Source organism: Flagellimonas sp. B-3 (assembly GCF_056857835.1).
Window position 1 is genome coordinate 32,089 of the sequence record NZ_JBSXNW010000022.1, and the last position, 21,651, is coordinate 53,739.

Below are 21,651 nucleotides of genomic sequence, written 5' to 3' on the forward strand. Positions count from 1 at the left end.
TCTACGTTAAATGGTTGTTTTTTAATCAATTGTAGGGATTTCTATTTTTCCCTCACTAATATTTCGTCGATCATTCCATACGCTTTGGCCTCTGGAGCCTTCATCCAGAAATCGCGGTCGCTGTCTTCATATACTTTATCGAAGGATTGGCCCGAATGCTTGGAAATGATTTCGTAAAGTTCATTTTTGATCTTAAGCACTTCTTGGGCCGCAATTTCAATATCACTGGCCTGACCCTGCGCTCCGGAAAGCGGTTGGTGGATCATTACCCTGGAATGGGGCAATCCACTGCGTTTGCCTTCGTGTCCCGCACAAAGCAGCACGGCCGCCATGGATGCCGCAATACCGGTACAAATGGTGGCTACATCCGGCTTTATAAACTGCATGGTGTCGTAAATGCCCAAACCTGCATACACACTTCCGCCCGGGGAGTTGATATAGATTTGAATATCCTTGGAGGCGTCCGCGCTTTCCAAGAAGAGCAACTGTGCCTGTACAATATTGGCCACTTGATCGTTGATGCCCGTGCCCATAAAAATAATCCTGTCCATCATCAATCTGGAGAAAACATCCATGGCAACTGCGTTCATTTGCCTTTCTTCGATAATGTTTGGCGTCATGTTCATGGGGTACATGGTACTCATGAGCTTGTCATAGTACATACTGTTTATGCCATGATGCTGGGTGGCGTATTTTTTAAATTCTTTTCCGTAATCCATAGGATTTGACTCGATTTATCTTAAAAAAAAGGTGCCGAAAAATTAGCTTTCCGGCACCGTAAAGATACTTAATTTTCTTTTAGCGAAGCCTTAGCTGTATGCTTCCTTGATGAAGTCGTCATAAGATACTTCCTTCACCTTAAGGTTGGCCTTTTCCTTGTAAAGGTCCAAAAGTTTTTGGCTCATCAATTGTTCGGACAGTCTTTTCACCTCGTCTTGATTGCTCATTACTCTGGCTGCCACACTCTCCAATTCCTCTTCTTTGGGGTCCATGTGGCCATATTGGGCCATTTGCGATTTAATGAATCCTTTGGCGAATTCCTTCAATTCATCAAACTGGACCTGAAGTTCGTTTTCTTGTATGATTTTACCCTCGATCAATTGGTAGCGAAGTCCTTTTTCCGATTTTTCGAACTCTTCTTTGGCCTCATCTTCGGTCAATGGGTTTTCCCCACTGATCTGAATCCATTTTTTCAAGAACTCGGAAGGAAGTTCAAATTTGGTTTCGTCAATCAATTTTTCGGTGATGTCGTTCAACAATTTTTGATCGGATTGTTGTTCGAATTGTTTTTCTGAATCTTCTTTGATTTTATCCTTCAACTCTTTTTCGGAGGTTACTTTTCCTTCTCCGAACAATTTATCAAAAAGTTCTTGGTCCAAAGCAGCTGGTTCTCTCTCGTTTATTTCTTCAATTGTGAAGGTAACGTCAACTTTTAGGCCGTCCGCTTTGTCACGGGCAATGCCCAAGGCGCCGGATAGGAGGTAGTCTTCCTTGAAAAGTCCTTTTGTGGAAAGGGTAACGGTATCACCGACTTTTTTTCCAACGAGTGCATCAACAGCTTTTTTGCTCTTGATCTTATCCATTTCGATGGTGGCCTTGTGATCGATTTCCTCTTCTTCGTTGGCAAAGAAACCGGTTACTTCATCGGTTTTGCCCACTTCGGTCTTTGAAATCAATTTTCCGTATTGCTTTTGAATACGTTCCACTTGCTCCTCGATCATTTTTTTGTCGGCCACAATTTTATATTGGGTCACCGCTTTTTTTGTCTTTAAATTGACATCAAAGCTTGGTGCCAATCCCAATTCAAATTCAAAGTCGAGATTGTCCTTGTCCCAATCAAAATTGTCTTGTTGTTTTGGAAGGGGGTTACCCAAAACATCCAATTTTTCTTCGGTAAGGTATTTGTTCAGATTGTCTTGAAGCAGTTTGTTCACTTCATCCACCAAAACAGCCTTGCCGTACTGCTTTTTGATAAGCCCCATCGGAACCTGGCCTTTTCTAAAGCCCGGGATGTTGGCTTGTTTTCTATAATCCTTTAGGATTTTCTCTACTTTGTCTTGATAGTCTTCTTTGCTTATGGCAACCTTTACAACTGCATTAAGATCGTCAATCTGCTCTTTGGTTATATTCATTTCCTACCTAATTTGCTTTCTAAAAATGGGATGCAAAAGTAACGCTTTTTTGTGATGCTGACAACTTTTTAAACCATTGACTTTCAAACAAAATGATTTCTATTGGTCTTCTTTTGAAATGGATTGTAAAATGGCTTGTAAAAATGCGAGCAGCAGACTAAATAGAATGGCCCACCAAAAACTGGCCACATGGAAACCGTCAATTAAATTGGCTGCCAAAAGAATGATTATGGCATTGATTACCAGGAGGAAGAGCCCTAAAGTGAGTATGGTAATGGGTAGGGTAAGGATAATCAATATAGGTTTCACCAAAAAATTGAGCAGACTGAGCACTACGGCCACGATTATAGCGGTAAACATGGAATCTACGCCCACTCCGGGCAATACGTAACTTAGTATTACAACTGCTAGGGCATTAAGTAAAAGTCTTAGGATTAGTTTCATAGGTTCAATTGATTTTGTAAATAAAAAAGGCACCGAATTTCGGTGCCTTTAAGATAAAGAAAATAATGTTTGTTTAGTCAATATATAGTCCGGTGTAATCCAAAGGATCAACCCCAGGGAGATTAGAATTGTATTTTGCGTTGATGGCTTCAATAAAGGCATTGGCCACAATGGCATAACCTCTTGGTGCCGGATGAACACCATCCAAAGAAAATCCACCCCCTGTGGCAAATGTTGCATCTACAATGCTTCCATCGGCCTGTTGGAATCCATTTTCTTTTAATTCGTTCAACAATGCATTGGCATCCACAAGGGCAAGGTCGTAAGCTGCGGCCAAACCTGCAATGGTTTGGTTGTATGATTCAAGTGCTGTTTCCACAAGGTCTTGCTCATCGGTTGTCAACACCCATTTATCTGCCAAAGGAACGGCAACTCCATTGATTGATGTTGGGTTGTTCGGGTCTGCAAGTGTGCCGATATGTGTTCTAGCGGTAAGCACCAAAAGGTCTTCTTCAGTAGCTTGCCTCATATTGGTCAGTGCAGGATTGTATGCTGTTAAATCCGTTAGGTCTTCATCAATGATCACTACTGCATTTCCTTCGCCAGGAGCAAAAGAGATGGTTCTTTCTGCCAACTCTTCTTCGGTTATAATATTTAATTGTTGCAATTGGGCCAAACCAGCGTTGTAGGCACCATAAGCTTCTGCGCTGTTCAAAAAGGCAGCGGTGGCCTCATCCAAAGGAATAGGGTTGTGAGGTACGGTAGTAAAGTAAGGTATGTCTGTTACATTGGGCAAATTGGCAATGGCACCATCAGCACCATTTGCTGTCATTGCTTGCAACATAGCATCAAGTGAGCCTGCAAAAACATTAGGGTCTGTAATATCGTTTCTGGAATAGGTACTTGGGTCAAGGTTGCCAGTTTGGTCAATTCCTGTACCTCCTCCTGTGGCATACAATAAAATATCGTTGGAGCCTGTCCAAAGTGTGAAAAATGTTGCGCCCTGTGCGGCAGCGTCCCCAATTACCGTTGCCGATTCTGAAGATGAGAACCGCGCAAAGTATGGATTCGCTGTTCCGTTGGCCACGCCTGTTACGCTGCCGTATCCTGGGGCCAACAACTCATAACTTTTGGAGCCGGGAACACCCATATTGTTATAGGTTCCGGGTAATTTAACGGCTACATCTGTTGCGCCTTGTCCTTCAACGGGAACGGGACTCGGACTTTCGCCCAAAAAGGATAGGATCAATCTATTGCCTGCTATTGGTGTGCCTCCAAGTGTCATTCCACCTAAATTATCCGCCATAAAAGGGATTTCAAAACTTCCGCCACCAGCGAGCGCAAAGTTGGCTGCCAGCATGTTTGGGAAAGACGCTTTTTGTCCGTCTTCAAACAAAGCATTGTCCGAGAAACCAGCGGTCAATGAGTTTCCTACGGCTACGTAATTTGAGAAATCTGCAGATCCTGAGGTGTATTCTACGGGTTCTGGGCCCGGTGTTTCGGTTATTGGGGTATCATCTTCGCATGCAATCAAGAATAAGCCTAGAAATGGGAGTAGGGCATAAAACTTTTTCATATCAAATAATCTGTAATAGTTAGTTTATGTTAATTGTAATGGTAAAACCAGAACTAACCAAATCTATATCAAATTTGTCATACAGACAATTAAATGGATGAAAAAATTATGCATGCATAATAAAAAGGGGTGAATTTTAAGAATTCAGAAACTTGAAACTCTTCTCGTAAAACTGTTTTGGGTTTTCTGCATGCAGCCAATGTCCAGCCTTATCAATGGTTTCAATTTGGGCATTGGGGAAGTGTCTTTTGATTTCGGCAAAGTCGTTGGCTTGGATGTATTCCGAGCGGTCGCCACGCAAAAATAGGGTAGGGCCGTCATAAATGGCATTGGAGGTTATGTTTTCGCCAATTTCCTCCATACGCTCTTTAAGTACATCAAAATTGAAGCGGAACCCCAACTTTTCTTTTTCCACCCAATAAAGGTTTTTGAGCAGGAACTGTCGAATCCCTTTTACCTTGATATGTTTGGAAAGCTCTTCATCCGCTTCACGTCTATCCGAAATTTGGTTAAAATCCAAATGGGAGAGCCCGTTGAAGATGAAATCGTGATGCGGGGGATAATATTTTGGGGCAATATCGGCAACAATTAATTTAGTCACCCTTTCTGGATGCGAAGTGGCCAGTTGCATGGCGGTTTTGCCACCCATGGAATGGCCCATCACGTATGCGGATTCCAAATTGTGATGATCCATGTAGTTGATGACATCATCACTCAATAGATCGTAATTGAACGCTTCGGAATGAAAACTTTTTCCGTGGTTCCGTTGATCTATCAAATGGACTTCGAAGCCATTTTCGGAATATTGGGAGCCAAGCGTCTTCCAATTGTCGGACATGCCCAAAAATCCATGTAAAATGATGAAAGGTTGTCCTTCGCCCAATATTTTTGAATGTAGTATCTCCATTATTTTAATCGGTGTAAGTACATGTTCACTACATTTTCGAGCCCCAAATATATGGACTCGCAGATTAAAGCGTGCCCAATGGAAACCTCCAAAAGGTGTGGAATGTGTTCCTTAAAAAATTTAATGTTGTCCAAGCTAAGATCGTGACCCGCATTAAGGCCAAGACCAGCTTCGTGTGCCATTTTGGCCGCCTCAACAAAAGGAGCAATGCCTTCTTCTTTGTTGCCTTTGGTAAATTCGTGGGCAAAACTTTCTGTGTAGAGTTCCACTCGGTCGGTACCGGTTTCCGCAGCTGCTTTCACCATGGCTGCATCGGGATCCACAAAAATGGAGGTTCGGATGCCGTTTTCTTTGAAAGTTTTGATGACGTCCACCAAAAAGTCCTTGTGTTTTATGGTGTCCCAGCCAGCGTTGGAAGTTATGGCATCTTCGGCATCGGGTACCAAGGTAACTTGTGTAGGCTTTACTTCAAGGACTAAATCAATAAACTTTGGAATAGGGTTGCCCTCGATATTAAATTCCGTGGTCACCACCTTTTTTAAATCCCGGGCATCTTGGTAGCGAATGTGGCGTTCATCGGGCCGTGGATGTATGGTGATGCCCTGGGCACCAAAAGATTCGATGTCTTTGGTGGAAGTAATCAGGTTGGGCACGTTGCCTCCTCTGGAATTTCGTAATGTAGCCAGTTTATTTATGTTGACACTCAACTTTGTCATGTGCTTCTTTTTTAGATTGTCAAAAATAAGAATTCGGCATGCCTTTTGCCATTTTAAATTAGTATTTTGCACCTAATAGAAGTGTTATGAACATTCAAGATAAAATAATCAACACGGTTCCCGTTTTTGAGGTTTCGGAAACTTTGAAGGATGTAATCAAGTTTTTCGAAGAGACTACATTTTCCCATGTTGGGGTTACCGAAAATGGTACATATTTGGGATTGCTCTCGGAGAACGACCTTGCTTGTTTTGAACCTAAAAAGAAGATTGATGAATTTCGGTTGGAAATGGAGAGCTTTTTTGTGACCAAGGAAACTGCTTGGTTGGATGTGCTGGAAATGTTCTCGAGAAACGAGGCCAATGTATTGCCCGTTTTGGATGCGGACCGTTTAATTATTGGGTATTACGATCTTGAAGATGTGGTGGATATGTTTATCGATACACCTTTTTTTAGGGAACCAGGCGCCATTTTGGTGGTGTCCATTGGAATCAAGGATTATTCTTTTAGTGAGATAGCCCAAATCGTGGAGGGCAACAATGCCCGATTGTTGGGAGCCTTTATTACAGCGTCCGAGAACGATATTATAGAGATTACCTTAAAAGTTGGCACACAAAGTTTAAACGAAGTGGCGCAGACTTTTAGAAGATATAACTACACCATTGTCTACGGGAACAGCGACGACCAGTTCTTGGAAGATTTGAAGCAGCGTTCCGATTATCTAGAAAAATATCTTAACGTTTAAGTATGAAGGTAGCCATATACGGTCAGTCTTTTCAAAAAGAGGACCAGCTTTGCGTAATGGAGCTTTTGGACGAATTGAAGAAGTTGGATGCCTCTATCTATGTTGAAGAGAACTTTAATAAACTGGTGGCCACTATTACCAAAGAACAAGTAAAGGGAACATTTACCCAATCCAAAGGATTGGACTCCTCCTTTGATATGTTCGTGAGCTTTGGCGGCGATGGCACCATGTTGCGGGCCGTTACCTATATAAAGGATTACGGAATTCCCATTGTTGGGGTCAACACGGGTCGATTGGGTTTTTTGTCCACCTTCAAAAAAGAAAATGTACGCAAGCTCGTCACCGAATTTGAAGCCGGCCACTATACCATTGAGGAACGAACCTTGGTGGAAGTGGAGCTCAATTCTGATCTCGATGAGTTCCATGGGATCAATTTTGCCCTTAACGAAATTACGGTAAGCCGAAAGGATACCACCTCCATGATCACCGTGGAAACCTGGCTTGATGATGAGTATTTGACCTCTTATTGGTCCGATGGGTTGATTGTTTCCACCCCAACGGGTTCAACGGGCTACTCCCTGAGCTGTGGCGGTCCGGTTATTGCACCTTCGGCGGAATCCTTGGTGCTGACGCCCATTGCACCGCATAACCTTAATGCGAGACCCTTGGTGATTTCCGATAAAACACAGATTAGATTGAAGGTTTCAGGTCGGGAACAGACCCATTTGGTATCCTTGGATTCGCGCATAGCCGATATTCCCAATGGAAAGGAAATCCGAATCAAAAAAGCGGACTTTACCATCAAAATGATCGAGTATAAATCCGAAAGCTTTTTGAAAACATTGCGCAATAAATTACTTTGGGGAGAAGATAGGCGGAATTGATAAAATCAAAAGCAATAAAAGGGGCGAAAAACTGTTTAACAAGGGAAAGCAACTTTAAATATAAATCTATTGACCTTCCTTTACTCTTAATTCTTGAAACTTTTTGGATAGTATGCGGATAGTTTTGGCAGTTTTTCTATGCTGTGTGATCAAGGTGAGTGCACAAACTTACGAGATAGGGGTGTTTGCCGGTGGCGCCAATATGATAGGTGATGTGGGAAGAACCAATTACATATTGCCCTCGGGCCCTGCCTTCGGCGGAATATTTAAATGGAACAAGGGAAAACGCTATGCGTGGAGGGCCAGCGTACTTTATGGAGAGGTTACCGCTGACGATAATAAATCCCATATGCAGTCCAGGCAGCAAAGGGGATATGTGGTGGATAATTCCATTTTGGAACTCTCCGCAGGACTGGAAATTAACTTTGTGGAATATAATCTTCATAAGCTCGGACCCGCCTTCACGCCTTACTTATACACGGGTGTAACCTACTTTAGATACGATTTTAATTATATTGATGCCCTTCAGATGCAGGATATTAACCAAAAAGAAGGTAGTTTTGCAATTCCAATGACGGTTGGGGCTAAGTATCGTTTAAATCAATTCTTGATTCTTGGTGCCGAGATTGGGGCCAGATATACTTTTACGGACAATTTGGACGCAAGTAACCCAGAAGGTTCCAATTTTGAGCAATTCCGATTCGGGAACATATTGAGCGACGACTGGTACGTTTTTTCAGGTATAACATTAACCTATACCTTTGGACGTAAACCCTGCCAGGATTGTTTTCAATAAAATGCACACACTAGAGGACGTAGACAAAGAAAAACTACCGCAGCACGTGGCCATTATTATGGATGGTAATGGCAGATGGGCCAAGCAGCGTGGCAAAATACGTATGTTCGGACATGAAAACGGAGTAGAATCGGTAAACCAAACCGTTGAGAGCTGTGCAAAGCTCCAGATACCATTCTTAACGCTTTATGCCTTTTCCACCGAAAATTGGAACCGCCCCAAAACCGAAATAGATACCTTGATGAAGCTTTTGGTCAACGCCCTTAAAAGGGAGCTAAAGACCTTGAACAAGCATAATATTAGGTTAAGGGCCATTGGAAAAATTGAAACATTGCCCCCAAAAGTCCATAAAGAACTTAACGAGGTAATGTCCAAAACCGAAAATAATTCGGGAATGACCCTAACGCTGGCATTGAGCTATGGCTCTCGTGAAGAGATAAAAACTGCGGTTCAGCAGATTGCGGTCAAAGTTAAAAATAACATAATTTCCCCCGAAAATATTGATGAAACAGTTATAAATACACATCTTTACGCGCACTTTTTGCCTGATGTAGACCTGCTTATCCGTACAAGTGGCGAATGCAGGATAAGTAATTTTTTACTTTGGCAGATAGCATACGCCGAATTATATTTTATTGATGTATTTTGGCCCGACTTTAGAGAAAACCATTTGGTAGAGGCCATATTAAGTTACCAAAATAGAGAACGACGATTTGGAAAAACGAGCGAACAACTTAACTAAGGGTATCACAAATTTCATCCTTTCGACCCTTATTATCCCATTATTTTTATTTTCAGCCCACGGTATTGCCCAGGAGACCGACTTCGAAGAGGGCAAACAATACATTTTGGGAGGTTTAACCGTAACGGGTTTACAAAGCTATAACGAACAAACGGTTAAGAGTTATACCGGTTTACGTGTTGGGCAACCCATTAAGGTGCCTGGCGATGAAATAAGCGCAGTGATCAAAAAGTTGTGGAACCTGGATTTGTTCAGCAATGTGGAAATGTTCTACACCAAAATCGAAGACGACAAGATATTTTTGGAACTTAGCATTACCGAACGGCCTACTTTGAACAACGTTACGGTCTATGGTGTTAAAAAAAGAAAGGTGGAAGATATCATCGACGATACCGACCTTAAAAAAGGTAAAAAAATCACCGAAAGCTTAATTGCCAATACCAAAAATTACCTTCAGAACAAGTATAAAAAGCAAGGTTTTTTAAACGCCAAGGTAAGCATTGCCACAACTGCCGATACTACAGGGACCAATGTGCAGAACATGGTCATCAATGTAAACAAGGGCGACAAGGTTAAAATAAAGGACATCAACTTTGTTGGTAACGAAAAGCTGTCCAACAAAAAGCTGAGGAAATCGCTTAAAAACACCAAGAAGAAAAAGTTTTATCGGTTTTGGAAAAAGTCCAAATACATTGAAGCGGACTATGAGGAGGATCTTGACAACTTGATCGACACATACGCCGAAAGAGGGTATAGGGATGCAAGGGTACTCTCTGATACTTTTGTGAAACTGGATGAGAAAAACATTGAGTTGACCATTAAAGTGGAAGAAGGCGATAAGTACTATTTTGGTGATATTGACTTCGTGGGGAACTCGGTGTACACCGATAGAATGTTGAGCCAAGTATTGGGTATCAAAAAAGGGGACACCTATAATGGAGTACTGCTCAAGGAGCGCGTTGCGGACGATTCCGACCCAGATGCACAGGATTTGACCAACCTCTACCAAAACAATGGGTATTTGTTCTCAAGCATTAACCCGGTCGAAGTTTCCGCTGTAAACGATACCATTGATTTTGAAATACGGATCATAGAGGGAAAAGAGACCTTTTTGGACCACGTTACCGTTTCAGGTAACGATAAGACCAACGACCACGTAATCTACAGGGAGATTCGTACAAGGCCAGGGCAAAAATATAGTAAATCCAATATTGTAAGGACCATTAGGGAATTGGGCCAGCTCGGATTTTTTGATGCCGAACAAATTGTTCCGGATATTATAAATCCAGATCCCAATGCAGGTACTGTTGATGTAAATTATAGCCTGGTGGAATCAGGTTCCAGCCAAATTGAGCTTCAAGGTGGTTTTGGCGGCGGAGGTTTCATAGGTACTTTAGGACTTTCCTTTAGTAACTTCTCCTTAAAGAACATTTTTAACAAGGAAGCCTATAAACCCGTTCCCATGGGGGATGGACAAACCTTTGCCCTGCGTTTGCAGGCCAGTAGGACTTTCCGTGTGTACAGTTTAAATTTCTCCGAACCGTGGTTGGGGGGCAAAAAGCCCGTAAGGTTTAATTTGTCTGTTTCCAGGACACAACAGTTTAGAACGCAATACGACGAAAATGGAAGGTTCGATGTAGATAAATCTAGAGGTTTCGCTATTACTGGTGTTTCTGCCGGTTTGGCCAAGAGAGTACAGTGGCCGGACGATTTCTTTACCATTTCACACTCGTTGAGCTATCAACTGTACGATTTTAACGATTACAATAGTGGACTCTTTAATTTTGGTAATGGCAGCTCCAACTCCCTAAGTTACACTTTTGGTATTTCCAGAAGTTCCCAAGGACCCAGTAGAATTTTCCCCACCTCGGGTTCCAACTTTGAGTTGACGGCCAAGTTCACTCCTCCATATTCCCTGTTCAGTGGAAAGGATTTTGGAGCGTTAAAAGAGGATATTGACAATGTAAACGTAAGGCTTCGTGAAATTGGGGAACCATCAACAACAGAAGAGCAGCTTGAGTTTAACCAACTCCGTGAGGAATTGGAGCGAATGGAAGAGGAAAGATTCAAATTGTTAGAGTACTATAAGATAAAATTCAAAGGGGATTGGTATCAAGCCATAGTCGGTAAGCTTACTTTACGAACCAATGCCGAATTTGGATTTTTGGGAGCCTATAACCACGATATCGGAAATGTTCCTTTTGAACGTTTTTATGTGGGAGGAGATGGTTTAGGAAACTTTACTTTAGATGGTAGGGACGTGGTGCAGTTACGTGGTTACGAAAACCAATCACTTACACCGTACAGTACCAATGCCATTACCAATAGGTTGGAACAGGATGGGGGAACCATTTACAATAAATTCTCACTGGAATTGCGTTACCCATTGACCTTAAAACCTTCAGCATCTATTTACGCACTATCATTTTTAGAGGCTGGTAACGCCTTCAACAATTTTAATGATTATAATCCGTTTGAGTTAAAAAGATCTGCCGGAGTGGGGCTACGTATATTTATGCCGGCATTCGGACTCTTGGGGATTGATTTTGGTTACGGCTTCGATACCGATGCCCGTCCAGGATCAGTTGGGCCAAGTGGCTGGCAAACGCACTTCATCATCGGGCAGCAGTTTTAATCAATGGAAAATCGTGTATTGCTAATTTGTAAATGATTCATTATAAATTAATTAGTAATTTTGGCACGATATTTTCTATGTAAAATGCGGAATCAAAGATGAATACCAAAGTTCTTTTGTCATTAGTTGTTTTGATGTCGTCCCTTTATGGGTTCTCCCAAAGGGGAGTGCGAATAGGGTACGTGGATATGGAATATATCCTCGAAAATGTGGAAGAGTATAGGGATGCTACCGAACAATTAAACGCCAAAGCTCAAAAATGGAAACAAGAAATTGAGCTGAAGCAAAGCGTTATTGATCAAATGAAAAAAGATTTGATGGCGGAAAAAGTGCTTTTGACCGATGAACTCATTCTAGAGCGGGAAGAGGAAATCCAAATTCTGGAAAAGGAAATGTTGGACTACCAACAAGATCGTTTTGGACCGCAAGGGGATTTGGTATTGCAAAAACAACTTTTAATACAGCCGATACAGGATCAAGTTTTCAACGAAGTTCAAAAAATCGGTGCCAATAAAAGATACGATTTTATTTTTGATAAATCCGCAGATGTTGTAATGTTGTACTCCGAAAAAAGACACGATATCAGTGACTTGGTTTTAAGGGAGATAGGACGCACTAGAAAAATCAGTGCATCCAACAAAAAACAAGAGCAGGAAAGCCGTTTGGAGCAGTTCCAAGAAGAGGAAGATCAGATCAGTGATGCCCTAAAGGAAAGACAGGAGCAAGCCGCCGAGGCCCAAAACGAAAGAGAGAAGGCAGCAGAGGAAAGAAGGGCCGAAAAATTGAAGGAACGCGAAGAGCGAAAGAAAGCATACGAAGCACGAAGAAAAAAATTATTGGAAGAGCGTGAAGCCCAGCGGAAAGCCAAATTGGAAGAACGAAAAAAAGCGCAAGAACAACAAAAGGATTCAATAGGATAATTTATATTGAAACACTAAATTTAAAGTCAAAAAAGTAACGTTGAGAATCATGAGAAATGTAAAAAGGATTGCTGTAGCCCTAGTATTGTTTGTTGCGGCTACAGGTTTTGTAAATGCACAGAGCAAGGTTGCACACATTAATGTACAGCAACTATTGTCTGAAATGCCGGAGATGAAGGCTGCACAAGCTGAATTGAAGAAATTACAAGAAACCTACAGAGCAGACATTCAAAGCTCCATGACAGAGCTTCAAAACAAGTATACCCAGTACCAGAACGAAGCCACTTCCAAAACAAGGGAAGAAAACGAGCAAAGAGCGGTAGAGCTTCAAGGGTTTGAAAAAAACATTCAAGAGGCTGAGCAAGCGGCCATGCAAGAAATGCAGAAAAAGCAACAAGAGCTGTTTGCACCAATTTCTGATAAAGCAAAAGCAGCTATCGAAAAAGTAGCAGCGGCCAAAGGGTATGATTACGTAATCGATGCCAGCCCAGGTTTGAGCTTGATTGTAGCCAAAGGTCCAGACCTTTTGCAAGAAGTAAAACAAGAATTGGGTTTCTAAACCGTGATTTTACAATATTTAAAAAACCGCTTTTATTAAAAGCGGTTTTTTTATGCGATAATAATTTTAGGGACTATTTTTAGGTATGCCAAAACCGATAGGAATTTTTGACTCAGGAGTAGGAGGTACATCCATTTGGAAAGAGGTAGCAAAGATGCTTCCCAAGGAAAAAACCATTTACTTGGCCGATAGCGCCAATGCTCCTTATGGCGAAAAGTCAAAAGAAGAGATTCTAAGGCTCAGCATCAAGAACACGGAGTATTTACTGGGTCAAGGCTGTAAAATTGTTCTGGTGGCCTGTAATACCGCCACAACAAACGCCATAGATTACCTCCGTTCCCATTACAATGTTCCTTTTATTGGAATAGAGCCGGCGATCAAACCTGCGGCCCTTCATACCAAAACCAATAAAGTTGGGGTTTTGGCCACTAAAGGAACGCTCTCCAGCAGTTTGTTTCACAATACTTCCAAACTCTTCGCCGAAGGAATTACTGTGTTGGAGCAAGAGGGTAAAGGACTGGTGGAACTCATTGAAGCCGGTAAAATTCAATCCGAAGGGATAAAAACGCTCCTGCAGGGCTTTTTGCAGCCCATGCTCGATCAAAATATAGATTGTTTGGTGCTTGGTTGCACCCATTACCCGTACTTGATGCCCGTACTTAAGGATATATTGCCAGAGCATATCAACATCATAGATTCAGGCGAAGCCGTAGCACGTCAAACCAAGGCCGTTTTGGAGCAACACCAACTACTTTCAGATTTTGATGGTGACCCAGAGCATATCTTTTACACCAATGCCGATGTTGAAGTTCTAAAAGATTTGGTTGACCGACCGACTGCTCAAGTTGCCTACCTGGATTTCTAATAGAATGAAACTGTCTTTCCCGTGAAACGGGAATCCAAACAAGCTTACTTTCTTCGGTAGGTTAAATACGTAAATGCATATTTGTGCCTATCATCCTTTGGATGATGTTCCTCGTTTACCAATTCCCATTGGTCCCCATCAATTTCAGGAAAAAAAGCATCGGCCTCAAAAGTGCCGTGCACCCGTGTGAGCTCTATGTCCGTGGCAATGGCCATGGATTGTTTGTAAATTTTGCCGCCACCAATAATAAAAGCCGTTTCATTGTCCTCTACCAAACCAATGGCTTCACTAATGGAATGCACAATGGTACATGGGAACTTGGGCGTATAATCTTCATCTCGGGTAATGGCAATGTGCGTTCGGTTCGGCAAAGGTTTGGGAAAGCTCTCCAAGGTTTTTCTGCCCATGATTATTTTGTGCCCCGAGGTCAAACTTTTAAAACGCTTAAAATCGTCCGGTAAGTGCCAAACCAAGTCGTTGTCCTTGCCCAGGGCATTGTTTTCGGCCGCCGCCGCAATAATGATCAATCGCTTCATTGATCTTTTTTTTTATTGATTTTGGAAAGCGGAAAGTCCGTTTCTATTTCTTTCTGGATTTCGCCAATGCGCTTTTTTTGAAGATTAACCAATCGTTCCCGTTGTTGGCGTTCCCAATTTTGGCCCATAAACTTGTTGGTTACAAAAACATTGAAGGTGTGCAAGGTGAGTAGAAAAGACCATGCGCAAACAATCCAAATGGACCAATCGTAAGGCTCACCGTATTTGAGCACCTTATTGGCCAGAATCAAAAAAATACTTCCGATCAAAAAAATCACAAAGTGGGAAAACAGTCTCTTCTTTTGTTTGATGCGTTTTTGTGCATTTTCCAAAAGTTCGTGCTGCTCCAAATCTATTTCCGGCTTCTTCTTTTTACCAAATGACAACATGGAATGGCTATCTTTATCAACAAAGATAACTGAATTGTATCCAAAAATCCCGACATGCAAAACTTAAGAAAAAAATTCCCTGTTCTTAACCAATGTGTTTATGCCAATACCGCCTCCGCAGGCCTGTTGAGCGAAGATTTGATGGAATGGCGCCAAGGGCACGACCTCGATTACCTGATCGGTGGCAGCGAAATGAAAATGAAGGGTTTTGCCCACATGCCCGAAATCAAGAAAACCGTTGGGAAATTTTTCAATTGTAAACCGGAAAATGTAGCCTTGGTCCCAAATTTTAGTTTGGGGTTCAATCTGCTATTGGAAGGGTTGCCCAAGGATAAAAAAGTGTTGCTCGTAAATAAAGATTACCCGAGCGTAAATTGGCCCTTCGAGACCCGAAATTTTAAGCGGGATTATGTGGATGCGGACGAGCACATGGAGGAAAACATATATGCCAAGGTCAAAAAGGGCGATGTGGACGTGCTGGCACTCAGTTTGGTGCAATGGGTGGATGGCGTTCGTATTGATTTTGATTTTTTGAAAGATCTGAAAAAAGAGTTTCCCAACCTGATTATTTTGGCCGACGGTACCCAATTTTGTGGCACAGAACCTTTTGATTTTAAAGATTCCGGAATCGATATCTTGGGAACCAGTGCCTATAAATGGATGTTGGCCGGTTATGGCAATGGCTTTTTCCTAGTGAAAGACGAAGTGATGGATCAGTTTGAGCTTCGTGGAATAGGAAACGGTTCCGTGGATAACGATGCATCCAAACGCAACAGCATAACCTTCTGTAAATTTTTGGAGCCAGGCCATTTGGATTCACTCAATTTCGGAAGTTTGGAATTCGCCGTTAAATTTTTGGACGAAATTGGTCAGGAAGATGTGCAGGTACAATTGCAAAAACTGTCCAAAAAGGCCATGTCCGTCTTTTCCGATCTTGATCTTTTGGAACCGGCCATCACCAAAAGAAAGCAGCACAGTACCATTTTCAATATTAAGGGCAATGAAAAACTTTTCAATAAATTATCAGAAGAAAATGTAGTGGCATCCGCTAGGGGAGGAGGCATCCGTTTAAGCTTTCATTTTTACAATACTGAAGAAGAAATCGAGGCCATTGCAAAAATATTACGGCCCTGAATGATCTGAATCATTTTTCAGGAAATATCAGTGCTTATTTTTGTAAAAGTAACCCTATTGTTAGGGGCATTTTATCAATTTGATAAATCGAGCGTAACTTATTGTAAATAAGAGGTTTTATCTGTTGTTTTGTCCTTAATTTAAACTATTGATACCATGGCGATCAAGAAACAATACCTAAAGAGCAAGCCTGTTTGCAAGGTAACTTTTTCAGTTCCTGCGGAAGAGGCAAAAACAGTTGCGGTAGTTGGGGATTTCAACAAGTGGAACCCCAAAAAAAGCAGCTTAAAGAAATTGAAGAACGGAACCTTTAAAGGTACGTTTGAGCTACCTGTGGAAAACAGCTACGAATTCAGATATTTGATCGATGGCAATTACGTCAACGACTCCGAGGCCGATCGTTTTCAGTGGAACGACTACGCTGGAACCGAAAATGCCGTTTTGGAGGTTTAAAACATTGGATACGCCATCAGTTGGCCCCAAAACTGATGGTGATTTTCTCTCAACTTAGCCGTTTTTGGAATTCGATTTTACTCCGTAATCAATCCTTTACCAGAGAAATACTGAGTCGGCCATATTGTTCCGTAGTATCATTGGCATCGGTTTGATAGGTATAATAACCGCTGCTTAAGGTTGATTCGCCAACATAGTCTATAGGTTGAATCGTGTATGTTTCTTCAGCTATTTCCAGTTCAACAAAGGCATAACTATATGCTTTTGCAACCACTTGGTATTCCGAAATTTCTCCAGAATCTAGGTTGTCATAGTCCAAAGGCCCAGTCGAAGTGTTCACGGTTATATTTTGATAATCGTAGGTGCTAACATTGGATAGTCGAATGTATACCTCGGCATCACTATTGTCTGAAGAACATCCAATAACCAGCACGGACAATAAGGAAAATAGTTTTTTCATAGCATAACAGTTTTTATAAGATTGTCATGTGGTACGTGGGTTGCTTATAATTACATGCATTGGACTTCTCTTATTGCTCAACTGTCTTGTTTAAATATTTTAACCCTTCGTAAATTGCTGGAAGTGGAACAGAACGATGGTCCTCTTTTTCAAAATAGTCCTGCTTTATCTTTAGTTTTTCACCCCAACGCTCCTGCAAAAACGCTATAAAGCTATCATGTCGCTTTTTGTTTCGCTCATAATTGGCTTTTCCTTGGTTAGCGGTCGCTAAATACAATTTTTTGCCGATAGAATTCTGTGTTGTTGTCCTTACTTTTTCAAGCATAACAGTTTCGTCCCACCAAATGCTGGGGTCTATGGCTAAATAGGTGTCAAACAGCGTGGTTTCGTCCAAATAGGCGTTAATGGTCAACAAACCTCCAAGGGAATGGCCGATTAAGGTTCGGTGTGAAGTTGTTCGGTATTTGTCATCCAAGAACGGAATCAATTCTTTTTCAATAAAATTGAGGAAATTTTTGCCTCCGCCCATCGTGTTTGGCCGTTTGGTCTTTAGTTTGGTAACTGTAAAATCCCTTTCGCGGTCTACATTTTCTATAGCAACCACAATAGTTTCTGGCATCAAATAGTTTCGATTGGTACGTGAACCCATAAAATCTACAATGGCGGAAGTGGTTTTAAAGTGGACAAATCCATCCAATAAAATAATTATCGGATAAGTTGAATTGGCTTTGGATCGGTCTTGATAAGAATCGGGCAAGCTTACTAAGAGTTTGCGATCCTCATTGAGAATCTGCGAGTGTATCGATAAAGTGTTGCCAAGTTCAATAGTGTTTCCGTCTTGACTAAATAAGAGTTGGGTTGGACCGAGAAGAACACAAAAAAGGTAGGCGAAGAAATATTTCATTGTTGCTGCATCAATTAAAGGACGAAATGTCATCGTAATGGTTGTGCTGACTAAAATTATGTATCTTTTAAATTACTTCGCCCAATAATCCACAACGGTTACATCCGCAATATGTGGGCCTGCAATGTCGCCAAACGCTACATGGTCGGGGTGGGTAAGATAGATGTCTCGGTCTTCTTCGCTGGCAAAGGTCAAGAAATAGCAATGCGTAAGTCCTTTGTTTAAATTCTCCGGGCTGTTGTTGGTGCCCCATTCGTATCCTTTTATTTCCGAAATTTTTGAAGGTAGGGCATTGAATGCCTCTTCCACTTGTTTTATATCTTCAGCGGCGGATGTCTCCTTAAATTTGAACAATACTACGTGGCGTAATTGCGGTGCTGCCGATTTTTCGGTTTCTTTCACAGTTTCTTCTTCCTGTTTTTCGGTGGTTTCTTTTTTGGGTTGCTCGCCGCAACTGGCAAATAACAATGCGGCAAATAGGGTGATAGCGGTGGTTTTCATGTGAATTATTTGTTTATACTGATTTGAATCAAATGTACAATTTTACTGATTAGAATTGTTTCTGCTTGTATATCAACTATTTTACCGTCACCCTGAACTTGTTTCAGGGTCTCATATGCTTTTTTTCATGATTGATGGTATGCTGAAACCAGTTCAGCATGACGCATAAATGTTTTTATGTGGAGGAAGGAGCCTGTTGTTGGAACGAGCGTCACGCTCGTTCCACCCACTTAACATTTTGACTACTGTACTCGGCACGAGCCAAGAGGCTCGCGCTAGCGGGGGGTTGCCAGTTCCGTTTGTGGTAGCTGTACTCGGTATTAGGTTTGCTCTAATTGGTAGGACTTACACTTTTTAATTGCTTCAAAAAGAATGGAACAGTCATAATTTGTTATGACACTTTATTTATTTGAGTTGATTACATTTGAACCATGACCGAAAGTGAGAGAAAATTTTTGGACTTGTTTAAAGATGCTTATGCATCTCCTTCAGATCTGGCCAAAGAATTGGAGTTGGGAATTGACATGCTTTTTTATTTGGAAGAAGGAGTCTTTTTGAGAAGGGAAATCCAAAATGTGGCCGCTGCTTTGCGGGGTATAAGTACGGTGTTGAAGAGTTGTGATTGTCACGAGCCAAGAGGCTCGCGCTAGAAGAGGTTTCACTACCAATATTCAAAAATCCGGGATATTTTTCCGTTTTTGAACTCGAAAAGTGTCATTTGTGGTTCTCCCTCCTTGATCCCATTCTCTTTTTTTTCCACAAACATTCTTTGTATAACTACAGCGTTCAGCCCGATGATTTTATTGATGATCTTTATATTCGTGACTGTTCCGTCGTAACCTCCATTTTTTTGGTTCCTGACATATCCGTTGTACAGATCTTCTCTTGTGTAAGTCCCGCCATATTTTGGATGGACGTATTCAAAATCATCTGTAAAAAGCTGAAAGACACTATCAATATCCTCGATTGTTGAGTTTGCCTGAAATATTTTGAGGTTCAACTCGTAATAGTTTTCTATGGTCTTATTTAATGAGTCTTTATGGGCTTCTGTGGCATCCTGTGCGGCAATTCGGTCACTGGCGAAGAGAATCAAAAAAATAGAAACTGAAATTTTTAAATGTGTTTTCATAACCGATTTTTTCTTATAAACTTCCTAATTGTTGATGCAGGCCTGCCTTTGTCGGCAGAAAGGCGTCACGCTTGTTCCATTATTAAAGTAAAGTTTAGTATCCACGAGCCAAAGGCTTGCACTAGCAGGGAAAGAAATAATCAGTTCCAAGTAGTTGTTAAATCACGGCTTTTCCCTGAATTAGTGATATTCCAACATTTTAACTCTATAATACCCTCATCAGGATTTACTATAATAATTTCTTTAACCTGATATTTATTTTTACCCAATTCGATAATTGAGTCCACTTCAGTAGTGTTTTCCAAAACAACATTATCAATTCTTTCGTTCGATTTTTTGACTGTTATTATAAAATTCATTTTCAATTGATATTGTTAAATTTAAACAAAAGCTCATTATTTGCTCCTATTATGGTTTTGGATATTACATTTCCATAATCAGATTCGGTTTTAATCAATACCGTCATTTTTTTTGAATTTATTTCATGTACTACATCTGCAGGAACGAAAGCTAATGCTCTATTCGCAAAATTTCTTATCTGACTTGGTGAATAGTTCCATTGTATGATATGCTCCAGGATTCCGTTGTCTACAATTACATTGTTTATCTGGTTCATCATTATTAATTATTATTTATCGCTATAACAAGTTAATCGTCGGTTTTTAAACAATCACACCGCCACAACCCCCTTAATATGTGGATGCGGGTCGTAGTTCTGCAGTTCAAAATCGTCAAAGGTAAAAGAGAAAATGTCCTTTACTTCAGGGTTCAGTTGCATAGTGGGCAAGGGGCGTGGGTCTCGGCTCAACTGCAATTCCACCTGTTCCATGTGGTTGTTGTAAATATGCGCATCACCAAAGGTGTGGATAAACTCCCCGGGCTGGTAACCACAAACTTGGGCCATCATTAAAGTAAACAGGGCGTAGGAGGCAATATTAAAGGGCACGCCCAAAAAAATGTCCGCACTACGCTGGTACAATTGGCAAGAAAGTTTGCCATCGGCCACATAAAACTGGAAAAAAGCATGGCAAGGAGGGAGGGCAGCTTTACCGTTGGCCACATTTTCCGCAAACGAGACCGAAGTATCGGGCATAACGCTTGGGTTCCAGGCGGAAACCAACATTCTGCGGCTATTGGGATTGTTCTTCAAAGTCTCGACCACTTCCTTGATCTGGTCAATTTCCTCGCTGTTCCAATTGCGCCATTGGTGCCCGTAGACAGGGCCCAAATCACCGTTTTCATCGGCCCACTCGTTCCAGATGCGCACGCCGTTCTCTTGCAGATAGGCGACATTGGTGTCCCCTTTTAAAAACCACAAAAGTTCGTGGATAATGGATTTGAGGTGCAATTTTTTGGTGGTCACCATGGGGAAGCCCTCGGAGAGGTCGAACCGCATTTGATAACCAAAAACGCTCAAGGTTCCTGTTCCTGTACGGTCCCCTTTTTGGTTACCGTGCTCCAATACGTGTTTTAGAAGGTCGTGGTATTGTTTCATGCTGTCTGTTCCGTTACTAATGTCATTTCGAGTGGTTTTCCGCTAGCGGAAAATTGTATCGAGAAATCAGTTTTCGGTACAAAATCCATTTTCAGAATTTCACTCAAACTGACGTCTTTTTATATTTTTTGACTGTTTTCTTATGTCATTTCGAACGAATGAAATGAGGAGAAATCCAAGATATCTCGACTACCCCTTCGACTGCGCTCAGGGTGACAGCCCGATGTGACAAAAAATCAATCCATCGAAATTACTCTAATGGGTAGGTTTTTGAAACTAAAATCCAAAAGACTTATGAAAAGTTTATTAACTGAAAGAGGTTGAAGGGTAAAAGACTTTGGGTTAAGGGTTGGTATATGGCTAATGGCTTGACTTTATGTATTTGATCAGGGACGCTATTCCTTTTTGGAGTTTCTGAATGTTTTTGATAGTGGATTCTGCTCTTTCAGGAGTAAGAAATTCTAAATCTTCACAAAGAATTAAGTGGGTTTCCAATTCGTAGGCTGATCCAAGACTAATTTGAAGAAATCGGACAAAATCCTTCTCAGAATCTTTGCCGCAGCCTTCCGCAATGTTCGCAGGAATGGAAATTGCACTTCTCTGTACCTGGGGTATCAAACCAAATCGTTCGGAATCTGGTAAGAACTTGGTAAGCGTGTAAACTTCTTTCACTAAAATTCGTCCGTCTTTCCAGACGTTCAACTCTCTAAAATTTCTCATAACTATCTATT

27 protein-coding genes are annotated in these 21,651 nt (G+C 41.4%); 11 read left to right on the plus strand and 16 right to left on the minus strand.

The features are described 5' to 3' along the window. Positions 1 to 41: 41 nt before the first annotated feature. The 6 genes from clpP to AC13CS_RS10095 form a co-directional block, all read right to left on the minus strand. Positions 42 to 719: an ATP-dependent Clp endopeptidase proteolytic subunit ClpP gene (clpP, locus tag AC13CS_RS10070; RefSeq protein ID WP_014033236.1), complete on the minus strand. Its 678-nt coding sequence runs from the start codon at positions 717 to 719 to the stop codon at positions 42 to 44. Positions 720 to 809: 90 nt separating this feature from the next. Beyond that, positions 810 to 2,132 (minus strand): trigger factor, encoded by a 1,323-nt coding sequence (gene tig / locus AC13CS_RS10075; RefSeq protein ID WP_293167900.1) that lies wholly within the window; start codon positions 2,130 to 2,132, stop codon positions 810 to 812. 99 nt (positions 2,133 to 2,231) lie between these two features. After that, positions 2,232 to 2,576: a phage holin family protein gene (locus tag AC13CS_RS10080; protein WP_293167898.1), complete on the minus strand. Its 345-nt coding sequence runs from the start codon at positions 2,574 to 2,576 to the stop codon at positions 2,232 to 2,234. Positions 2,577 to 2,649: 73 nt separating this feature from the next. Continuing rightward, on the minus strand, positions 2,650 to 4,152 hold the full coding sequence (locus AC13CS_RS10085; protein ID WP_293167896.1) for an SGNH/GDSL hydrolase family protein: 1,503 nt from the start codon (positions 4,150 to 4,152) through the stop codon (positions 2,650 to 2,652). A gap of 136 nt (positions 4,153 to 4,288) precedes the next feature. Next, entirely contained in the window at positions 4,289 to 5,059 is a 771-nt protein-coding gene (locus AC13CS_RS10090) for an alpha/beta fold hydrolase (protein WP_293167894.1), read from the minus strand. Beyond that, positions 5,059 to 5,775, minus strand: coding sequence for a pyridoxine 5'-phosphate synthase (locus tag AC13CS_RS10095; protein ID WP_293167892.1), 717 nt, complete (start codon positions 5,773 to 5,775; stop codon positions 5,059 to 5,061). Before AC13CS_RS10095 ends, AC13CS_RS10090 begins: the two co-directional genes overlap by 1 nt. Before the next feature lie 86 nt (positions 5,776 to 5,861). On the opposite strand from AC13CS_RS10095, the gene AC13CS_RS10100 reads away from it, so the two are divergent. From AC13CS_RS10100 to murI, 8 genes are all read left to right on the plus strand, one after another. Further along, positions 5,862 to 6,518, plus strand: coding sequence for a CBS domain-containing protein (locus tag AC13CS_RS10100; protein ID WP_293167890.1), 657 nt, complete (start codon positions 5,862 to 5,864; stop codon positions 6,516 to 6,518). A gap of 2 nt (positions 6,519 to 6,520) precedes the next feature. Next, positions 6,521 to 7,402 carry an NAD kinase gene (locus tag AC13CS_RS10105; RefSeq protein WP_293167888.1) on the plus strand — a complete coding sequence of 294 codons (882 nt, stop codon included), beginning with the start codon at positions 6,521 to 6,523 and terminating at the stop codon, positions 7,400 to 7,402. 112 nt (positions 7,403 to 7,514) lie between these two features. Beyond that, positions 7,515 to 8,198, plus strand: coding sequence for a type IX secretion system protein PorG (gene porG, locus AC13CS_RS10110; RefSeq protein WP_293167886.1), 684 nt, complete (start codon positions 7,515 to 7,517; stop codon positions 8,196 to 8,198). Between the two features lies 1 nt (position 8,199). Then, positions 8,200 to 8,940 (plus strand): isoprenyl transferase, encoded by a 741-nt coding sequence (locus AC13CS_RS10115; RefSeq protein WP_293167884.1) that lies wholly within the window; start codon positions 8,200 to 8,202, stop codon positions 8,938 to 8,940. Then, entirely contained in the window at positions 8,912 to 11,575 is a 2,664-nt protein-coding gene (bamA, locus tag AC13CS_RS10120) for an outer membrane protein assembly factor BamA (RefSeq protein WP_293167882.1), read from the plus strand. Before AC13CS_RS10115 ends, bamA begins: the two co-directional genes overlap by 29 nt. A 98-nt stretch (positions 11,576 to 11,673) precedes the next feature. Continuing rightward, positions 11,674 to 12,495 carry an OmpH family outer membrane protein gene (locus AC13CS_RS10125; RefSeq protein WP_293167880.1) on the plus strand — a complete coding sequence of 274 codons (822 nt, stop codon included), beginning with the start codon at positions 11,674 to 11,676 and terminating at the stop codon, positions 12,493 to 12,495. Between the two features lie 49 nt (positions 12,496 to 12,544). Next, the gene (locus AC13CS_RS10130) at positions 12,545 to 13,054 is read left to right on the plus strand and encodes an OmpH family outer membrane protein (RefSeq protein WP_293167878.1); all 510 of its coding nucleotides are present in this window, start codon (positions 12,545 to 12,547) and stop codon (positions 13,052 to 13,054) included. A gap of 85 nt (positions 13,055 to 13,139) precedes the next feature. Continuing rightward, positions 13,140 to 13,919, plus strand: coding sequence for a glutamate racemase (gene murI / locus AC13CS_RS10135; protein WP_293167876.1), 780 nt, complete (start codon positions 13,140 to 13,142; stop codon positions 13,917 to 13,919). 44 nt (positions 13,920 to 13,963) lie between these two features. Here the strand turns inward: murI and AC13CS_RS10140 are convergent, their stop codons facing one another. Continuing rightward, entirely contained in the window at positions 13,964 to 14,455 is a 492-nt protein-coding gene (locus AC13CS_RS10140) for a dihydrofolate reductase (protein ID WP_293167874.1), read from the minus strand. Further along, a complete protein-coding gene (locus tag AC13CS_RS10145) occupies positions 14,452 to 14,844 on the minus strand; it encodes a 2TM domain-containing protein (protein ID WP_293167872.1) in 393 nt (130 codons plus the stop codon). Before AC13CS_RS10145 ends, AC13CS_RS10140 begins: the two co-directional genes overlap by 4 nt. 54 nt (positions 14,845 to 14,898) lie before the next feature. Here AC13CS_RS10145 and AC13CS_RS10150 point away from each other — a divergent pair, with 54 nt between their 5' ends. Continuing rightward, positions 14,899 to 15,978 (plus strand): aminotransferase class V-fold PLP-dependent enzyme, encoded by a 1,080-nt coding sequence (locus AC13CS_RS10150; RefSeq protein WP_293167870.1) that lies wholly within the window; start codon positions 14,899 to 14,901, stop codon positions 15,976 to 15,978. Between the two features lie 156 nt (positions 15,979 to 16,134). Continuing rightward, complete coding sequence (locus tag AC13CS_RS10155; RefSeq protein WP_293167868.1) at positions 16,135 to 16,431, plus strand: isoamylase early set domain-containing protein; 297 nt, start codon at positions 16,135 to 16,137, stop codon at positions 16,429 to 16,431. A gap of 88 nt (positions 16,432 to 16,519) precedes the next feature. On the opposite strand, the gene AC13CS_RS10160 is transcribed toward AC13CS_RS10155, so the two are convergent. From AC13CS_RS10160 to AC13CS_RS10170, 3 genes are all read right to left on the minus strand, one after another. Then, positions 16,520 to 16,891, minus strand: coding sequence for a hypothetical protein (locus AC13CS_RS10160; protein ID WP_293167866.1), 372 nt, complete (start codon positions 16,889 to 16,891; stop codon positions 16,520 to 16,522). A 70-nt stretch (positions 16,892 to 16,961) separates the two neighbouring features. Then, complete coding sequence (locus tag AC13CS_RS10165; protein WP_482888742.1) at positions 16,962 to 17,828, minus strand: alpha/beta hydrolase; 867 nt, start codon at positions 17,826 to 17,828, stop codon at positions 16,962 to 16,964. A gap of 39 nt (positions 17,829 to 17,867) precedes the next feature. Continuing rightward, complete coding sequence (locus AC13CS_RS10170) at positions 17,868 to 18,296, minus strand: Dabb family protein (RefSeq protein WP_293167862.1); 429 nt, start codon at positions 18,294 to 18,296, stop codon at positions 17,868 to 17,870. A gap of 431 nt (positions 18,297 to 18,727) precedes the next feature. Here AC13CS_RS10170 and AC13CS_RS10175 point away from each other — a divergent pair, with 431 nt between their 5' ends. Further along, a complete protein-coding gene (locus AC13CS_RS10175; protein ID WP_293167860.1) occupies positions 18,728 to 18,946 on the plus strand; it encodes a hypothetical protein in 219 nt (72 codons plus the stop codon). An 11-nt stretch (positions 18,947 to 18,957) separates the two neighbouring features. On the opposite strand, the gene AC13CS_RS10180 is transcribed toward AC13CS_RS10175, so the two are convergent. From AC13CS_RS10180 to AC13CS_RS10200, 5 genes are all read right to left on the minus strand, one after another. Then, entirely contained in the window at positions 18,958 to 19,425 is a 468-nt protein-coding gene (locus AC13CS_RS10180; protein WP_293167858.1) for a nuclear transport factor 2 family protein, read from the minus strand. A gap of 140 nt (positions 19,426 to 19,565) precedes the next feature. After that, positions 19,566 to 19,784: a hypothetical protein gene (locus AC13CS_RS10185; RefSeq protein ID WP_293167856.1), complete on the minus strand. Its 219-nt coding sequence runs from the start codon at positions 19,782 to 19,784 to the stop codon at positions 19,566 to 19,568. Positions 19,785 to 19,786: 2 nt separating this feature from the next. After that, positions 19,787 to 20,044 (minus strand): hypothetical protein, encoded by a 258-nt coding sequence (locus AC13CS_RS10190; protein WP_293167854.1) that lies wholly within the window; start codon positions 20,042 to 20,044, stop codon positions 19,787 to 19,789. A 51-nt stretch (positions 20,045 to 20,095) separates the two neighbouring features. Further along, complete coding sequence (locus AC13CS_RS10195; RefSeq protein ID WP_293167852.1) at positions 20,096 to 20,920, minus strand: thymidylate synthase; 825 nt, start codon at positions 20,918 to 20,920, stop codon at positions 20,096 to 20,098. A gap of 360 nt (positions 20,921 to 21,280) precedes the next feature. After that, on the minus strand, positions 21,281 to 21,640 hold the full coding sequence (locus tag AC13CS_RS10200; protein WP_293167850.1) for a four helix bundle protein: 360 nt from the start codon (positions 21,638 to 21,640) through the stop codon (positions 21,281 to 21,283). Positions 21,641 to 21,651 lie beyond the last annotated feature (11 nt).

Excerpts from the sequence above, each read along its gene's own strand:
- clpP (WP_014033236.1), bottom strand. The coding sequence starts at position 719 with ATGGATTACGGAAAAGAATTTAAAAAATACGCCACCCAGCATCATGGC.
- tig (WP_293167900.1), bottom strand. The coding sequence starts at position 2,132 with ATGAATATAACCAAAGAGCAGATTGACGATCTTAATGCAGTTGTAAAG.
- AC13CS_RS10080 (WP_293167898.1), bottom strand. The coding sequence starts at position 2,576 with ATGAAACTAATCCTAAGACTTTTACTTAATGCCCTAGCAGTTGTAATA.
- AC13CS_RS10085 (WP_293167896.1), bottom strand. The coding sequence starts at position 4,152 with ATGAAAAAGTTTTATGCCCTACTCCCATTTCTAGGCTTATTCTTGATT.
- AC13CS_RS10090 (WP_293167894.1), bottom strand. The coding sequence starts at position 5,059 with ATGGAGATACTACATTCAAAAATATTGGGCGAAGGACAACCTTTCATC.
- AC13CS_RS10095 (WP_293167892.1), bottom strand. The coding sequence starts at position 5,775 with ATGACAAAGTTGAGTGTCAACATAAATAAACTGGCTACATTACGAAAT.
- AC13CS_RS10100 (WP_293167890.1), top strand. The coding sequence starts at position 5,862 with ATGAACATTCAAGATAAAATAATCAACACGGTTCCCGTTTTTGAGGTT.
- AC13CS_RS10105 (WP_293167888.1), top strand. The coding sequence starts at position 6,521 with ATGAAGGTAGCCATATACGGTCAGTCTTTTCAAAAAGAGGACCAGCTT.
- porG (WP_293167886.1), top strand. The coding sequence starts at position 7,515 with ATGCGGATAGTTTTGGCAGTTTTTCTATGCTGTGTGATCAAGGTGAGT.
- AC13CS_RS10115 (WP_293167884.1), top strand. The coding sequence starts at position 8,200 with ATGCACACACTAGAGGACGTAGACAAAGAAAAACTACCGCAGCACGTG.
- AC13CS_RS10125 (WP_293167880.1), top strand. The coding sequence starts at position 11,674 with ATGAATACCAAAGTTCTTTTGTCATTAGTTGTTTTGATGTCGTCCCTT.
- AC13CS_RS10130 (WP_293167878.1), top strand. The coding sequence starts at position 12,545 with ATGAGAAATGTAAAAAGGATTGCTGTAGCCCTAGTATTGTTTGTTGCG.
- murI (WP_293167876.1), top strand. The coding sequence starts at position 13,140 with ATGCCAAAACCGATAGGAATTTTTGACTCAGGAGTAGGAGGTACATCC.
- AC13CS_RS10140 (WP_293167874.1), bottom strand. The coding sequence starts at position 14,455 with ATGAAGCGATTGATCATTATTGCGGCGGCGGCCGAAAACAATGCCCTG.
- AC13CS_RS10145 (WP_293167872.1), bottom strand. The coding sequence starts at position 14,844 with ATGTTGTCATTTGGTAAAAAGAAGAAGCCGGAAATAGATTTGGAGCAG.
- AC13CS_RS10150 (WP_293167870.1), top strand. The coding sequence starts at position 14,899 with ATGCAAAACTTAAGAAAAAAATTCCCTGTTCTTAACCAATGTGTTTAT.
- AC13CS_RS10155 (WP_293167868.1), top strand. The coding sequence starts at position 16,135 with ATGGCGATCAAGAAACAATACCTAAAGAGCAAGCCTGTTTGCAAGGTA.
- AC13CS_RS10160 (WP_293167866.1), bottom strand. The coding sequence starts at position 16,891 with ATGAAAAAACTATTTTCCTTATTGTCCGTGCTGGTTATTGGATGTTCT.
- AC13CS_RS10165 (WP_482888742.1), bottom strand. The coding sequence starts at position 17,828 with ATGACATTTCGTCCTTTAATTGATGCAGCAACAATGAAATATTTCTTC.
- AC13CS_RS10170 (WP_293167862.1), bottom strand. The coding sequence starts at position 18,296 with ATGAAAACCACCGCTATCACCCTATTTGCCGCATTGTTATTTGCCAGT.
- AC13CS_RS10175 (WP_293167860.1), top strand. The coding sequence starts at position 18,728 with ATGACCGAAAGTGAGAGAAAATTTTTGGACTTGTTTAAAGATGCTTAT.
- AC13CS_RS10180 (WP_293167858.1), bottom strand. The coding sequence starts at position 19,425 with ATGAAAACACATTTAAAAATTTCAGTTTCTATTTTTTTGATTCTCTTC.
- AC13CS_RS10185 (WP_293167856.1), bottom strand. The coding sequence starts at position 19,784 with ATGAATTTTATAATAACAGTCAAAAAATCGAACGAAAGAATTGATAAT.
- AC13CS_RS10190 (WP_293167854.1), bottom strand. The coding sequence starts at position 20,044 with ATGATGAACCAGATAAACAATGTAATTGTAGACAACGGAATCCTGGAG.
- AC13CS_RS10195 (WP_293167852.1), bottom strand. The coding sequence starts at position 20,920 with ATGAAACAATACCACGACCTTCTAAAACACGTATTGGAGCACGGTAAC.
- AC13CS_RS10200 (WP_293167850.1), bottom strand. The coding sequence starts at position 21,640 with ATGAGAAATTTTAGAGAGTTGAACGTCTGGAAAGACGGACGAATTTTA.